Here is a 14,409-nt window from a genome sequence, read left to right as displayed (position 1 = left end):
CGCCGAGCAGGTGGTCCTGGCTCGTCCGGGTAGCGGGACGGACCAGGACCGCCTGCTCGGCGCAGGGGGTGCGCCTAGGCTGGTCGGGTGACCACCCCGAGCGAGCACCCCGACTGGACCACCACCGGCTTCTCCACGCGCGCGATCCACGCGGGCCAGGACCCGGACGCGACGACCGGCGCCGTCGTGCCGCCGATCCACCAGGTCTCGACGTACAAGCAGGACGGCGTCGGCGGGCTGCGCGGCGGCTACGAGTACTCGCGCTCCGCGAACCCGACGCGCACCGCCCTCGAGGAGGCGCTCGCGGCCGCGGAGTCCGGCGGCCTGCGCCCGACGGCGGACGGGTCGCCCGCCGCGCGCGGGTTCGCCTTCGCGTCCGGCCTCGCGGCCGAGGACACGCTGCTGCGCGCCGTCGTGCGCCCCGGGGACCACGTGATCGTGCCCGACGACGCGTACGGCGGCACCTACCGCCTCATCGCCCGGGTGTTCGGGCCGTGGGGCGTCGAGCACACGCCCGTCGACCTCACGGACGTCGAGGCCGTGCGCGCGGCAGTGCGCCCCGAGACGCGCGTCGTCTGGGTCGAGACCCCGACGAACCCGCTGCTCGGCGTGAGCGACGTCGCGGCGCTCGCGGGCGTCGCGCACGAGGCCGGGGCGCTGCTCGTCGTCGACAACACGTTCGCGACCCCCTACCTCCAGCAGCCGCTCGCGCTGGGGGCGGACGTCGTCGTGCACTCGACCACGAAGTACGTCGGGGGCCACAGCGACGTCGTCGGGGGAGCGCTCGTCGTGGCGACGGGCGCGCAGCTCCCCGGCGGGCTCGCGTCGCCCGCGGGCGGCACGGACGTCGCGGGGGCGGTGGGCTTCCACCAGAACGCGTCGGGCGCCGTCGCCGGGCCGTTCGACGCGTGGCTCACGCTGCGCGGGCTGAAGACGCTCGCGGTGCGCATGGACCGCCACCAGGCGAACGCGGCCGCGGTCGCGGAGTTCCTCGACGCGCACCCGGCCGTGACCGAGGTGATCTACCCGGGCCTCGCGTCGCACCCGGGCCACGAGCTCGCCGCGCGTCAGATGTCCGGGTTCGGCGGCATGGTCTCGTTCCGCGTGGGCAGCGAGGCCAAGGCGCTCGACGTGTGCGCGCGCACCCGGGTGTTCACGCTCGCGGAGTCGCTGGGCGGGGTCGAGTCGCTCGTCGAGCACCCCGGCCGCATGACGCACGGCTCCGTCGCGGGCACGGCGCTCGAGGTCCCCGACGACCTCGTCCGGCTGTCCGTCGGCATCGAGGACGTCGAGGATCTCCTCGCCGACCTCGGGCAGGCGCTCGCCTGACGGGGAGATCCTGCGCACACCGCGCGGGCTCGCCGTGCGCAGGGGCGCGCGGCGGGGGCCGCTCCCCTAGGGTTGCGCTGTGAGCGCGCAGACGGACCAGCACCGCACCCCCGACCCGCTTCCTCCCGCGCGTCCCGGCGCAGCGGCCGTGCCCGACGCCGTGCGCTCGGCCGCCGCGTGGTCGTGGCGCCTGCTGCTCATCGGCGCGGCGATCGCGGCCGGGCTGTGGGTCGTGACGCAGCTCAAGGTGATCGTCGTGCCGATCGCGGTGGCGCTGCTGCTCACCGTGCTCCTCACGCCGGTCCAGCGGTTCTTCCGGCGGCACCTGCGCATGTCGCGCGGCCTCGCGTCGGGCGCCGCGCTCATCGCGCTCATCGTCGTGGTCGCGGGGCTCATCGCCATCGCGGGGCAGCAGATCGTCAGCGGCTTCCAGGACCTGCGCGACCAGGCCGTCGAGGGCTTCGAGCAGTTCACGAACTGGCTCGCCGACGGCCCCCTCGGCCTCGACTCCACCACGCTCTCGCACTGGCTCGACCAGGCGGGGACCGCGGTCTCCGAGAACCAGGACTCGATCGTCTCGGGCGCGCTGGGCGCGGCGACGACCATCGGCCACGTGCTCGCCGGGGCCCTCATCGCCCTGTTCTGCACGTTCTTCTTCCTGCTCGACGGGCGCTCGATCTGGTCGTGGGTCGTGGGGCTGCTCCCGCTGCGCGCCCGCGACCGCGTGCACCAGGCCGGCCGTCGCGGCATCGTGACGCTCGCCGCGTACACGCGCACCCAGATCCTCGTCGCCGCCGTCGACGCGGTCGGCATCGGCGTCGGCGCCGCGTTCTTCGTGCCGTCGCTCGCGCTGCCGCTCGGCATCCTCGTCTTCGTCGGGTCGTTCATCCCGATCGTCGGTGCCATCGTCACCGGGTCCATCGCGGTGCTCGTCGTGCTCGTCGCGCAGGGCTGGGTGCAGGCGCTCGTCATGCTCGGCATCGTGCTGCTCGTGCAGCAGATCGAGGGCCACATCCTCCAGCCCTTCCTCATGGGGCACGCGGTCTCGCTGCACCCCGTCGCCGTCCTGCTCGTCGTCGCGGCCGGTAGCTTCGCCGCGGGCATCGTCGGCGCGCTGTTCGCGGTCCCGATCGCCGCGGTGCTCAACACGGTGGTGCTCTACCTGCACGGCCACGACAAGTTCCCCGAGCTCGGCACCGACGACCGCGTCGTCGTGCGCGGCAGCCCGCAGCCGCCCGTCATCGCGCGCGCCGAGTCCGACCTCGACGACACGGGCGCCCGCCGCCCCGGTCGCCGGGCGCACGACGCCGGCGGCTCGGCGGTCGTCGAGACGCAGGACGCCGGCGTCGCCGACGCACCGGGCGAGGGCACACCGGGAGAGGCGCGGTGACCTCAGGTCCCGTGCCCGTCCCGCTCGACGACGTCCGCGACGCCGCCCGCCTGCTCGACGGCGTCGCGTACCGCACGCCGGTGCACACCACCCGGGCGATCAGCGAGGCGGCTGGCGTCCGGGTCCTGCTCAAGTGCGAGAACCTCCAGCGCGCGGGGTCGTTCAAGGTCCGCGGCGACTACGTGCGCATGGCGCGCCTGAGCGTCGACGAGAAGGCGCGCGGCGTCGTCGCGGCGAGCGCGGGCAACCACGCGCAGGGCGTCGCGTTCGCCGCGGGCCTGCTCGGCATCCGGGCCGTCGTGTACATGCCGGTCGACGCCGCGCTCCCCAAGGTCGCGGCGACGCGCCAGTACGGCGCCGAGGTCCGGCTCGTCGGCGCCGACGTGGACGAGACGCTCGCCGCCGCGCGCCCCGAGGCCGACCGCACGGGCGCCGTGTTCATCCACCCGTTCGACCACCCCGACGTCGTCGCGGGTCAGGCGACCATCGCGCTCGAGATCCTCGAGCAGGTGCCCGACGTCCGGACCGTCGTCGCCCCGCTCGGAGGCGGCGGCCTCGTCGCCGGGCTCGCCGCGGCGTTCGCCCAGGCCGCGCCGCACGTGCGCGTCATCGGGGTGCAGGCGGAGCGTGCCGCGGCCTACCCGGGCTCGCTCGCCGCAGGAGAGCCGACGACGGCCCGGCTCGCCGGGACGATGGCCGACGGCATCGCGGTCGGGACCCCGGGTGCGGTGCCGTTCGGGATCGTCGCGCACCACGGCGTCGAGGTGCGCACCGTGACCGAGGAGGAGATCTCCCGGTCCCTGCTCATGGTCGCCGAGCGTGCGAAGCTGCTCGTGGAGCCCGCCGCCGCGACCGGCGTCGCGGCGCTCCTGTCCGGGACGGCCGCGGTCGACGCGGGCGCGGCGGACCCGGTCGAGGGACCGGTCGTCGTCGTGCTGTCCGGAGGGAACGTCGACCCGCTCGTGCTGCTGCGGGTCGTGCGGCACGGCCTCGCCGCCGCGGGCCGGTACATCCAGCTCCAGGTGCTGCTCGACGACCGCCCCGGCGCCCTCGCGCGCATGCTCGAGGCGGTCGCGGCGAGGCGCGGCAACATCATGCACATCGACCACGACCGCACCGACGTGGGCCTCGCGATCGGCGAGGCGTGGGTGCGCATGCAGGTCGAGACCAAGGGGCCCGAGCACTGCGAAGAGCTCGTCGCGCACCTGCGCTCCGCGGGCTACCGCGTCGAGCGCAGCGACGGCGGGTCGCCGCGCGTCTGACGAGGAGCGAGAAGTGGCCCCTCCCGCGCGTGCCGGAGGGGCCACTTCTCACTTCTCACGTCTCGCTCACCCGCCTCTCGGCCGGCGGCCGACAGTCAGGTGGTCCGGTGCGCCGGGGTGACGACGCGCGGGCGCGTGGCCGGGTCGGGAGCGTCCGGGAGCTCTTCCGGGCGCGCGCCGCGGTCGACGAAGGCGTGCAGAATCCGGCCCTCGGTCGAGGGCCAGCGGCCGAGGACGTCGTACGCGAACAGCACGATCACCCGCCATCCGAGCCGTTCCAGCTCCTCCTGCCGCGCGACGTCGTTCAGGCGCTACCGCGCGGAGGTCAGGTGGTGCCGGCCGTCGTACTCCACCGCGATGCGGAGCTCGGGCCAGCACAGGTCGGGTCGTGCGAGCCAGCGTCCGTCGTCGTCGACGACGTCGGCCCCGACGACCGGGCAGGGGAAGCCCGAGTCGACCAGCCGGAGGCGCAGCAGCGTCTCCATGGGGGAGTCCACGAAACGGCGGGAACGGTGGAGCGCGGACGCGAGCGGCACGACCCCGCGTCGACCGCGCGGCAGGTGCACGCGCGCCTCGAGCCGGTCGCGGGGGTACGGGCGGGCTCGTCCCCGGGCGCCGAGGACCGCGTCCAGGACGACGACGAGGTCCGTCTCGGTGAGACCGTGCCCGCCCGCGGCGACGAGCGCCGCCAGGTCGGCGACGGTCCTGTCCGGGCCGGTCACGGCGAGCTCGTGCCGGACGACGACGTCGCGCCCCGGCAGGCCGACGTGCGTGACGACACCGGTCGCGTCGAGGGGTCGCGTGCCGGGTGGCCCCGAGACGTGCAGCGGAGAGAGGCCGGACACGCCGGGCGGGAGCGGCAGGTCCCACAGCGCGGCAGCGGTGGTGTGGGAGAAGGCGGCCGCGCGCGGGAGCGCGAGCCGGACGGCGGCGGCGACGGACCGCAGGTCGTCGCGCCGGGCGGCGTCCATGCGGACGCCCCGCACCGGGGCGTGGAGCCGCGGTGAGCGCAGCTGCTTCCGGCTCACGCCGAGGCGGAGCGCCTCGGCGACGACGAACGGCGGGTCGGGCACCGGGACGGGCATGCCGAGAGTGTCCCCGAGCACACCCCCGACCTGCCGAGGAACGGCCAAGACCTGTGGACGAAGCAGACGAGAGCTGCCGAGAAGCGAGAAGTGGCCCCTCCGACACGTGTCGGAGGGGCCACTTCTCACGTCTCGCCCGGCGGCGTCGCGGCCGCCGGGGGCGCGTCAGCCCTCGAAGGGCTTCGCGGCGGTGATCTTCACGGCGATCTCGTTGCCGTTCGGAGCGGTGTAGCTGGTCTCGTCGCCGACGGTCTTGCCGTCGATCGCGGCACCGAGCGGAGACGTCGGCGAGTACACGTCGAGGTCCGTCGTGCCGGCGATCTCGCGCGAGCCGAGGAGGAACGTCATCTCGTCGCCCGCGACGACGGCCGTGACGACCATGCCGGCCTCGACCTTGCCGTCGTCCGGCGGCGTGCCGATGCGCACGTTGCGCAGCTTCTCGGTGAGCTCGCGGATGCGGGCCTCGTTCTTGGCCTGCTCCTCGCGGGCGGCGTGGTAGCCGCCGTTCTCCTTGAGGTCGCCCTCGTCACGGGCGGCGGCGATGCGCTCCGCGATCTCGGTGCGGCCCTCGCCGGACAGGTGGGCGAGCTCGGCCTGCAGCCTGTCGTGCGCCTCCTGGGTCAGCCAGGTGACGGTGGTGTCGGTCACGGTTCGCTCCTTCCTTTCCATGGTTCGACGGTCGCGCCGGGCACGGCCGTGCAGAGACGGGCAGCCGGGGCGCGTGCTCACGCGAGCGCCTGCCTGCCCGGGTCGGTGACGCTGCCCGGGTGGCAGCGCGGAGGACTGGTTCCCGCCGGACCGCCGGGTCGCCCGATGGTCGGTCGCCTGTCACGAGCACCGGCCGCGGGCCGCACGCGGTCGGGTGCGGGAATCCCTCAGGATAGCAAAGCACGAGGTGCGGACGGCGCGGGGCGGGGCGGTCCGCCGGCACGACGGCCGGGAGTGCGGCGGCTGGTCCGCACGACGGCCGGGCGGCTCAGGGAGCCGGGCGGCAGGACTGGACGATCCCCGTCGTGGCGAGCTCCGACGTCGCGACGCTCACGGTGTAGCGGGACTCCGTGACCTCGACGGGGCCGACCGTCACGTCGACCGTGCCGACCTGCGCGTAGCTCTCGGCGAGTGCGTCCAGGGTGCACGTCGCCGTCGTGCCGGGGTCCATGTACACCTCGAACGTGACGTCCACGCGCTCCGGGCTGACGACGGTGTACCCGAAGTCCTTGAAGCGCACCGGCTCGTTCGCGTAGCGCAGCCCGATGACGAACGTGATCGCGAGCCCGACGACCGCGACGAGCACGATCCCGACGACCGCCAGGCGCCGACGCCGCTCGGTGGGCTCGGGCCCGTACCGGCCCGCCGGAGGGCGCAGGGGCGTGCTCGGGCTCGGCTGCGGGGCGGTGGTCTCGTTCGTCATGGTGCGGTCCCGTGGTCGGTGCCGCCGCGCCCCGGTCGCGGGCCCGGCGGGTGCCGGCGGTGGTCGGCGGTTCGTCAGGTGTGGGCGCGGTGGTGGATCATGTCCTCGACCCATCTTCGCAGAGCCCCGGCCCTCGTCGTGCACCCACGGCGTCCTGTGCCGCGTCCCGGGCCGCGCGAGGAGACGTACGACGCACCCGGGAGGACCAGTGGCCGAACCCGCGGCCGGATCGACCACCCACCGCGAGCAGCCGGAGACGCTCCGTCTCCTGGCCGTGCACGCGCATCCCGACGACGAGTCGAGCAAGGGCGCCGCGACGACGGCGCGCTACGCGGCCGAGGGCGTGGACGTGCTCGTCGCCACGTGCACCGGGGGCGAGCGTGGCGACATCCTCAACCCGAGCTTCGGCGAGGGCCCGGCGGACATCGAGGGCATGCGTGCCCTGCGTCGCGTCGAGATGGCCGCCGCGGCGCGCGCGCTCGGCGTCCGGCAGCAGTGGCTCGGGTTCGTCGACTCGGGGCTGCCCGAGGGGGACCCGCTGCCGCCGCTGCCCGAGGGCTCGTTCGGTCTCGTGCCGCTCGAGGAGGCGGCCGCGCCGCTGGTCGAGCTCGTGCGCGAGTTCCGTCCGCACGTCGTCACGACGTACGACCCGTCGGGCGGCTACCCGCACCCGGACCACGTCATGTGCCACCGCGTCGCGTTCGAGGCGTTCCACGCCGCGGGCGACCCGGAGCGCTACCGCCGGGAGGGCGGCGCGGCGCCCTGGTCGCCGCTCAAGCTGTACTACAACCACGACTTCTCGATGAACCGCATCCGCACGCTCCACGAGGCGATGCAGGGCGCGGGCCTGGAGTCGCCGTTCGGCGACTGGGTCGAGTCGCGGTCCGCGCGGGAGATCCCCGAGCGCGAGGTCACGACGCGCGTCCACGTGGCGCGCTACTACGCCCAGCGTGACGCGGCGCTCATCGCGCACGCGTCGCAGATCGACCCGGAGGGCTTCTTCTTCGCGATCCCACGCGACCTCGAGGTCGACGTGTGGCCGTTCGAGGAGTTCGAGCTCGCGGAGTCGCGCGTCCCGACGGACCTGCCGGAGGACGACCTGTTCGCCGGCGTGCGGGAGCTCGTCGCGGGCGAGGAGGTGGCCTCGTGAGCGCGGCACCCTTCCTCGACGTGCCGACGCTCGCGGGCGGCCCGGGCTGGGCGGCGGACGTCGTCGCGGAGACCGCGACGCCGAGCCCGTCGGACGACCCGCTGCGCGAGGACCTGGATCCGAACGACGTGTCGCCCGGTCTCGCCGGTTTCCTCGCGATCTTCGCGGTGGCGGTCGCGACCGTCGCCCTGTTCTTCGGGCTCTCGCGCCAGCTCCGACGCATGCGGCACAACGCCGAGACCCAGGGGATCGGCCCGGACGGCCCGGTCGACGCGACCGCCCCGGAGACCCCCGCCGGCTCCGCGACCGCCGGCTCCGGACCGGACGGCTCCGCGTCCGACGGCGCCGCGCCGGACAGCTCCACGTCCGGCGGCACCCGCGACGCGCGCGGCCCGGACGAGAGCGGCCCGGAGCGGCAGGGCTGACCGTGGCGACCGGCGCTCGCGTCACGATCGGGCAGCTCGAGGTCTCGGCCGACCGCGCCGCGAACCTCGTGACGGTCGGCGCGGCGTTCCGGGAGGCGGCGCGCGTGCGCGCCGACCTGCTCGTGCTGCCGGAGTATGCCGCGGCGTTCGACCCGCGCGGCACCGGCGCGGAGCACGCGGAGCCGCTGGACGGGCCGTTCGTCGGCACGTTGCGCCGGCTCGCGCGCGAGCACGGTGTCGCGGTCGTGGCGGGGACCCTCGTGCCGGGCAGCGCGCCCGGCCGGGCGGTCAACGTCGTCGTGGCGGTCGACGCCGCGGGCGACCTCGTGGGCACGTACCGCAAGGTGCACCTCTACGACGCCTTCGGTCACCGCGAGTCGGACCGGCTCGACGCCGGGGACCCGGCCGCGCCCCCGCTCGTGCTGCGCGTCGGCGACCTGACGTTCGGCGTGATGACCTGCTACGACCTGCGCTTCCCGGAGAGCGCGCGGCGCCTCGTGGACGCGGGCGCCGACGTGCTGGTGGTGCCGGCCGCGTGGGCGGCGGGCGAGCTCAAGGCGGACCAGTGGCGCACCCTCGCGCGGGCCCGCGCGATCGAGAACACCGCCGTCGTGCTCGCCGTCGGCCAGGCGGGCCGGGGCGTGACCGGGCGCTCCCTGCTCGTCGGTCCCGACGGCCAGGTGGGGCTGGAGCTCGGCGAGCGCGCGGAGCTGCGTAGCGCGGACCTCGACCCGGCCGCGCTGGCCGCGGTGCGCGAGCGCAACCCGTCGCTCGCGAACCGGCGCTACGTCGTCGTCCCGAAGGACTGAGCCGGCGCGGGGCGCCCGGGTGGGCACTCCGCCCGCGGCGGGCGCTCAGCGCGCGGCGAGCGCCGCGATGAGGATCGCGGCGTAGTGGCACCCGTAGCCGACGACGGTGAGCACGTGGAAGATCTCGTGGAAGCCGAACCAGCGCGGGCTGGGGTTGGGCTTCTTGATGCCGTAGACGACGGCGCCCAGCGTGTAGGCGAGGCCGCCGACGGCGACGAGCCAGACGATCGCCGGGCCGTTCGTCGTCGTCCAGAACTGCGGCATGTAGCCCACCGCGACCCACCCGAGCGCGACGTAGATCGGGACGTACACCCACCGCGGGGCGTCGAGCCACAGGATCCGGGCGAGGAGGCCGAGCAGGGCCCCGCTCCACACGATCGCGAGCAGGATCGTCGCTGTCCGCTGGGGGAGCAGGAGCACGGCGAGGGGCGTGTAGGTGCCCGCGATGATGAGGAAGATGTTCGAGTGGTCGGCGCGGCGGAGCACGCCCGCGACGCGGGGCGACCACGTGCCGCGGTGGTACACGGCGCTCGTGCCGAACAGCAGGCACGCGCTGAGGCCGAAGACCGCGGTCGCGACCTTGCCGGCGACGGGCGGCGCGACGACGACGAGGACGATGCTCGCGACGAGCGCGAGGGGGAACGTCCCCGCGTGGATCCAGCCGCGCAGGCGCGGCTTGACGACCTCGGCGACCTTCGCGACCGCGTCGCCCACGTTCTCGCGGACGGAGTCGAGCGCGTCGGTGCCGGGTGCGTGCGCCGGGCCCGGGTCGGCGGGCGGCGCGCTCGGGGTGCGGTCGCGGTCGGTCGGTCGGTCCACGACGTCTCCTCGGTGGTGTGTCCGGGCACGGAAGAGGCCGGCGCGGGGCTCCCACGCCAACCTACGCCATCGTAAGTTACGCCAACGTAGGTTCGCGACCGGTCCCCGCCTCGCGGTGTGAAGATCCTGGGCAGGGGCGCGCGGAGCGGTCCGGGCCCGCCGGACCGGGCACGGACGAGCGGTAGCGTGTGCGGGTTCGGCCCGAGCGCCCCGTACCGGGGGCGTGCCCGCCGGGCGTCCCCGTCCGCCCATCGCCGAGGAACCAGCGTGCGCCTGCCCCGCCCCGTCTACGGACTCTACGAGCGTCGCCTCGCGGCGACCCTCTCGCGCGAGAGCGTCCCGCGCCACGTGGGCGTCATCCTCGACGGCAACCGGCGGTGGGCGCGCTCGTTCGGGGAGTCGACGGCGACCGGGCACCGCCGGGGCGCCGACAAGATCACGGAGTTCCTGGGCTGGAGCGAGGACCTCGGCGTCGAGGTCGTCACGCTGTGGATGCTCTCGACCGACAACCTGTCGCGGTCGCAGGAGGAGCTGTCGGCGCTGCTCGACATCATCGAGGACGCCGTGCGCGACCTCGCCGAGACGGGCCGCTGGCGCCTGCGGGTCATGGGCCGGCTCGACCTGCTGCCCGAGCGGCTCACGGCGGCGCTGCGCGACGCCCAGCAGCGCACGGCCGCCGTCGACGGGCTCCAGGTCAACGTCGCGATCGGCTACGGCGGGCGCCACGAGATCGCCGACGCCGTGCGGTCGTACCTGCGCGAGCAGGCCGCCGCGGGCGCGCGCCTGCAGGACCTCGCGGAGAACCTCGACGTCGAGCACATCGAGGAGCACCTCTACACCAAGGGCCAGCCGGACCCGGAGCTCGTCATCCGCACGTCGGGCGAGCAGCGCCTCGGCGGCTTCCTGCTCTGGCAGAGCGCGCACTCGGAGTTCTACTTCTGCGAGGCGTACTGGCCCGACTTCCGTCGCGTCGACTACCTGCGCGCGCTGCGCGCGTACTCGCAGCGCGAACGCCGCCTGGGCCGCTGACCGGCCACCCGGCGGGTAGGGTCGATGCGAACGCATCGACCGAGCCGTCCGGGGGCGACATGACGCAGCAGCACGCCGACGACGCGGGCCCCGAGCCGGGCCCCGGGAGCGCGCGCCTCGCCGTCGAGACGTGGGAGTCCCTCTTCCGGGCCCAGGTCGCGATCATGCGGCGGCTGCAGTCCGACCCGGTCTGGGACGGCCTGACCCTGCGCGAGTACGACGTGCTGTTCTCGCTGACGAAGGGCCCCGAGGACGGGATGCGGCTGCGCGACCTCAACGCGTACATCCTGCTCAGCCAGCCCTCGCTGAGCCGCATGGTGGACCGGCTCGCGGCGCGCGGCCTCGTCGACCGGGCGACCCCGCCGGACGACGCGCGGGGCACGCTCGTCCGGCTCACCTCGACGGGCCGCGACCTCCAGCGCGCGACCGGCCGCGCGCACGCCCGGGCCATCGCGACGTACGTGGGCGGCGCGCTCGACGACGCCGACCTCGCGACGCTCGGCGAGCTGCTCGAGCGGCTGCGCGCCGCGCAGCCGGACATCCCGGACGCCGCGCCGGGACGCGCAGCGGGCGCCCCGGGCGCCTGAGCGCGCGCCCACGGACGACGCGGCCGCCCCGGCCGTCTGGGCACCGGCCTCGCGGGCTCGGCGCTGTGGCGCGGAACACGTCCGGTCCGTCCCTTCCGCTACGGGCCGTCGCGCGTCGGCCTGCCTAGGATGCGAGCGTGTCCTCAACGCCGAGCACCACCCCGAACTCCGTCCCCGGACCCCGTGCCGACGGCCCGCTGCGCGTCGTCGTCGCGCCCGACTCGTTCAAGGGCAGCCTGAGCGCCGCCGACGTCGCGCGCGCCGTCGCGACGGGCGTGCGCAGCGTCGTCCCCGACGCGGAGGTCGTCGAGCTCCCCATGGCCGACGGCGGCGAGGGCACGCTCGAGGCCCTGCTCGCCGTGTGGGGCGTCCCGGCCCGCGAGGTCTCCACGGTCGACGCGATCGGCCGTCCCCGCACCGCGCGGTACGGGGTCTCGGCCGACGGCCGCCTCGGCGTGGTCGAGCTCGCCGAGGCGAGCGGGCTGCCCCAGGTGAGCGACGTCGCGCTCCAGCCCCTGCACGCGCACACCCGCGGCACGGGCGCCGCGGCGGCCGCCGTGCTCGACGCGGGCGTCGACGAGGTGATCGTGTGCCTCGGCGGCTCGGCGTCCACCGACGGCGGCGCGGGCATCCTCACCGGCCTCGGCGCGCGGCTCCTCGACGCCGACGGCGCACCCGTTCCCGACGGCGGGGAGGGCCTCGCACGGGTCGCGCGGCTCGACCTGTCCGGCCTGCACCCGCGGGCGCGCGAGGTCCGCTGGCGCCTCGCGGTCGACGTCACCAACCCCCTGCACGGCGAGCGGGGCGCGGCGCACGTGTTCGGACCGCAGAAGGGCGCCCAGCCGGCGGACGTGGCGTTCCTCGACGACGCGCTGCGGCGCTGGGCGGGAGTCCTCGTGCAGGAGACCGGCGTCGACGTGGCGGAGCTCGCGGGTGCGGGCGCCGCGGGCGGCGTGCCCGCGGGCATGGTCGGCGTCCTCGGCGCCGAGCTCGAGCCGGGCGCGCGCCTCGTCGCCGAGGCGGTCGGGCTGCCCGCTGCCGTCCGCGCTGCCGACCTCGTCGTCACGGGCGAGGGGTCGTTCGACTCGCAGTCCGTCAACGGGAAGGTCGCGGACGCGATGGGCGCCCTCGCGGCGGAGGCGCCGCACCGGCCTCCGGTCGTCGTGCTCGCGGGCCGGGTGCTGCTGCCCGCGCACCAGGCGCGCGAGGCCGGGATCGCCGCGGCGTTCAGCATCGCGCCCGGGCCCATCGCGCTCGACGAGCTGCTCGACCGCACGGCGTCCCGCCTCGTCGACCTCGCGGCGACCGTCACGAGCCTGCACGTCGCGTCGCGGCGCTGACGGGCGCCGCGCACCGGGCCGGCTCCCGGGGGCCGACCCGGGGGACGGTGCCGCCGTCAGCGCTTCGGCCAGCCCCACGCGGGCTGGTCGAGGAGTCCCTCGCGCCCGGCGACCGTCGTCTCGCCGAACGGTGACCGCACGAGCTCGACCTCCACGAGCTCGTCCGCGCCGGGCAGGTCCGCCGGGCCCGACGCGGCGGCGTCGCGCAGCGCCTCGACGAGCGGCGGCGCGTGCGTGACGACCACGACCTGCGTCTCGCGGCCCGCCGCGTGCACGAGCGCGCCGAGCGCGGGCAGGAGGTCGGGGTGCAGGCTCGTCTCCGGCTCGTTGAGCACGAGGAGCTCGGGCGGTCGCGGCGAGAGCAGCGCGGCGACGAGGAACAGGTAGCGCAGCGTCCCGTCGCTCAGCTCGGCGCCGGTGAGCGGCCGGAGCAGCCCGTCCTGGTGGAAGGCGACCTCGAACCTGCCGTCGTCGGCGTGCACCGCGAGCCGGCTGCCGGGGAAAGCCCGGGCGACGGCGTCGTCGAGCTCGTCCCCGCGGCCCAGGTCGCGCACCGTCTCCAGCGCCGCGGCGAGGTCCGCGCCGTCGTGCGCGAGGACGGGCGTGCGGGTGCCGAGCTGCGGCGAGCGCGCCGGGGCGTCGGCGTCGGTGCGCAGCTGGTCGTAGAAGCGCCACGACCGCAGGCGCTCGCGCACCGCGACGACCTCCGGCGCGCCCACCGGGTCGACGAGCTCGGTGAGCACGCTGTCGAAGGGGCGCAGGCGCGCGGGTGAGGACTGCCAGCGGCCGGCGTCGTCGCGCACGCGGACGGCCGGTCCGCGCCGCTCGACCTGGAGCGTCGCGGGCCGCGGGACGGGCCCCGACCAGACGGTCTCGACCTTGATCTCCGGGTCGAGGGCGAACGCCGAGCCCGGGTGCTGCGGCAGGCCGAGGTCCACCGCGTAGCCGAGGTCGTCCGGGTTGGCCCCTGCGAAGCCGAGGCGCAGCGCGACGGGCGCCGTGCGGCGCATGCCCTGGACCGCGCCGCCCCCGCGCGCGGCCCGCCCGCCTTGCTCGGGCCCGGCCCAGAGCGTCGACCGCAGCCCGCCCTCGCGGGCCACCGCCCCGACGGCGCCGCCCAGCGCGCACCCGGACAGCAGGCGCAGCGCGCGGTACAGGCTCGACTTGCCGGTCCCGTTCGCCCCGGTCACGACCGTGAGCCGCCCGAGCGGCAGCACGAGGCTCCGCAGCGAGCGGTAGCCCTCCACCGCGATCGTCGCGAGCATCGGTCACCTCCCGCCCGGCACGCTACGCGCCGGGTCCCACGCGGCGGCGCGGGGACCCGGCGCGGTGCGCGGCGAGGCGGCGTCGGGCCGCGTGGCGCGTCAGTCGGTGATCGCGAACGCGTCGATCTCGACGAGCATCTCCTCGCGCGGCAGACCCGTGAACACCGTGGTGCGGCTGGGGAGCACGCCCTTCGTGGTGTGCTGCGCGACGAACGCGCCGTAGGCGTCGTTCATGATCGGGAAGTCCTCGCGCTTCGTGAGGTACACGCGGAGCATGACGACGTCGTCGAACGTGGCGCCGGACGCCTCGACGATCGCGCGCACGTTCTCGAGCGTGCGCGTGGTCTGCGCGGCGACGTCGCCGGGGTAGAGGTACTCGTTCGTCGCCGGGTCGACGGGCCCCTGGCCCGAGACCTGGACGAACGGTCCCTTGCGCACGCCCTGGTGGAACGTGTGCGCGGGGGCGGGGGCGTCGGGGGTGGAGATCGCGGTCTTCTCGGTGGTCATG

16 protein-coding genes are annotated in these 14,409 nt (G+C 75.8%); 9 read left to right on the top strand and 7 right to left on the bottom strand.

The window, feature by feature from the left end; genetic code table 11:
• The first annotated feature begins 87 nt into the window (after positions 1-87).
• The 3 genes from E1O70_RS13475 to ilvA all read left to right on the top strand — a co-directional run bounded on the left by E1O70_RS13475 (position 88) and on the right by ilvA (position 3,981).
• Positions 88-1,329, top strand: coding sequence for a cystathionine gamma-synthase (locus tag E1O70_RS13475; protein ID WP_061267452.1), 1,242 nt, complete (start codon positions 88-90; stop codon positions 1,327-1,329).
• A gap of 79 nt (positions 1,330-1,408) precedes the next feature.
• Positions 1,409-2,719, top strand: coding sequence for an AI-2E family transporter (locus E1O70_RS13470; RefSeq protein WP_081600043.1), 1,311 nt, complete (start codon positions 1,409-1,411; stop codon positions 2,717-2,719).
• Positions 2,716-3,981, top strand: a complete 1,266-nt coding sequence (gene ilvA, locus E1O70_RS13465) for a threonine ammonia-lyase (RefSeq protein ID WP_061267453.1) — start codon at positions 2,716-2,718, stop codon at positions 3,979-3,981. The genes E1O70_RS13470 and ilvA overlap by 4 nt, the downstream gene beginning before the upstream one ends.
• A 95-nt stretch (positions 3,982-4,076) precedes the next feature.
• On the opposite strand, the gene E1O70_RS19930 is transcribed toward ilvA, so the two are convergent.
• The 4 genes from E1O70_RS19930 to E1O70_RS13450 form a co-directional block, all read right to left on the bottom strand.
• A complete protein-coding gene (locus E1O70_RS19930) occupies positions 4,077-4,241 on the bottom strand; it encodes a hypothetical protein (RefSeq protein WP_157464303.1) in 165 nt (54 codons plus the stop codon).
• A gap of 51 nt (positions 4,242-4,292) precedes the next feature.
• A complete protein-coding gene (locus E1O70_RS13460; RefSeq protein WP_128957441.1) occupies positions 4,293-5,066 on the bottom strand; it encodes a hypothetical protein in 774 nt (257 codons plus the stop codon).
• 165 nt (positions 5,067-5,231) lie between these two features.
• Positions 5,232-5,714, bottom strand: a complete 483-nt coding sequence (gene greA, locus E1O70_RS13455) for a transcription elongation factor GreA (protein ID WP_021483866.1) — start codon at positions 5,712-5,714, stop codon at positions 5,232-5,234.
• Between the two features lie 328 nt (positions 5,715-6,042).
• Positions 6,043-6,477 carry a DUF4307 domain-containing protein gene (locus E1O70_RS13450; RefSeq protein ID WP_061267455.1) on the bottom strand — a complete coding sequence of 145 codons (435 nt, stop codon included), beginning with the start codon at positions 6,475-6,477 and terminating at the stop codon, positions 6,043-6,045.
• 208 nt (positions 6,478-6,685) lie between these two features.
• Here E1O70_RS13450 and mca point away from each other — a divergent pair, with 208 nt between their 5' ends.
• The 3 genes from mca to E1O70_RS13440 are packed head-to-tail and all read left to right on the top strand — an operon-like array spanning position 6,686 to position 8,861.
• Positions 6,686-7,627: a mycothiol conjugate amidase Mca gene (gene mca / locus E1O70_RS13445; RefSeq protein ID WP_051028194.1), complete on the top strand. Its 942-nt coding sequence runs from the start codon at positions 6,686-6,688 to the stop codon at positions 7,625-7,627.
• Positions 7,624-8,052: a hypothetical protein gene (locus E1O70_RS19925; RefSeq protein ID WP_061267456.1), complete on the top strand. Its 429-nt coding sequence runs from the start codon at positions 7,624-7,626 to the stop codon at positions 8,050-8,052. Before mca ends, E1O70_RS19925 begins: the two co-directional genes overlap by 4 nt.
• Before the next feature lie 2 nt (positions 8,053-8,054).
• Entirely contained in the window at positions 8,055-8,861 is an 807-nt protein-coding gene (locus E1O70_RS13440; protein ID WP_061267457.1) for a carbon-nitrogen hydrolase family protein, read from the top strand.
• Positions 8,862-8,906: 45 nt separating this feature from the next.
• On the opposite strand, the gene trhA is transcribed toward E1O70_RS13440, so the two are convergent.
• The gene (gene trhA, locus E1O70_RS13435; RefSeq protein ID WP_083711929.1) at positions 8,907-9,680 is read right to left on the bottom strand and encodes a PAQR family membrane homeostasis protein TrhA; all 774 of its coding nucleotides are present in this window, start codon (positions 9,678-9,680) and stop codon (positions 8,907-8,909) included.
• 267 nt (positions 9,681-9,947) lie between these two features.
• Between trhA and E1O70_RS13430 the strand changes: the two genes are divergently transcribed.
• The 3 genes from E1O70_RS13430 (at position 9,948) to E1O70_RS13420 (ending at position 12,636) form a co-directional block, all read left to right on the top strand.
• The gene (locus E1O70_RS13430) at positions 9,948-10,709 is read left to right on the top strand and encodes an isoprenyl transferase (RefSeq protein WP_043655243.1); all 762 of its coding nucleotides are present in this window, start codon (positions 9,948-9,950) and stop codon (positions 10,707-10,709) included.
• Between the two features lie 59 nt (positions 10,710-10,768).
• Positions 10,769-11,296, top strand: a complete 528-nt coding sequence (locus tag E1O70_RS13425) for a MarR family winged helix-turn-helix transcriptional regulator (RefSeq protein ID WP_061267458.1) — start codon at positions 10,769-10,771, stop codon at positions 11,294-11,296.
• Positions 11,297-11,433: 137 nt separating this feature from the next.
• Positions 11,434-12,636: a glycerate kinase gene (locus E1O70_RS13420; protein WP_128957442.1), complete on the top strand. Its 1,203-nt coding sequence runs from the start codon at positions 11,434-11,436 to the stop codon at positions 12,634-12,636.
• A 56-nt stretch (positions 12,637-12,692) separates the two neighbouring features.
• Here E1O70_RS13420 and E1O70_RS13415 read toward each other — a convergent pair whose 3' ends face one another.
• The gene (locus tag E1O70_RS13415) at positions 12,693-13,901 is read right to left on the bottom strand and encodes an AAA family ATPase (protein ID WP_061267459.1); all 1,209 of its coding nucleotides are present in this window, start codon (positions 13,899-13,901) and stop codon (positions 12,693-12,695) included.
• Between the two features lie 99 nt (positions 13,902-14,000).
• On the bottom strand, positions 14,001-14,408 hold the full coding sequence (locus tag E1O70_RS13410) for a RidA family protein (RefSeq protein WP_021483739.1): 408 nt from the start codon (positions 14,406-14,408) through the stop codon (positions 14,001-14,003).
• Between the last annotated feature and the right edge of the window lies 1 nt (position 14,409).

It is taken from the genome of Cellulosimicrobium funkei (assembly GCF_004519295.1).
GTDB classification, from domain to species: Bacteria; Actinomycetota; Actinomycetes; order Actinomycetales; family Cellulomonadaceae; genus Cellulosimicrobium; species Cellulosimicrobium funkei.
Note: the sequence above shows the minus strand (reverse complement) of the source record. Positions and strands in the feature narration are given on the sequence as shown.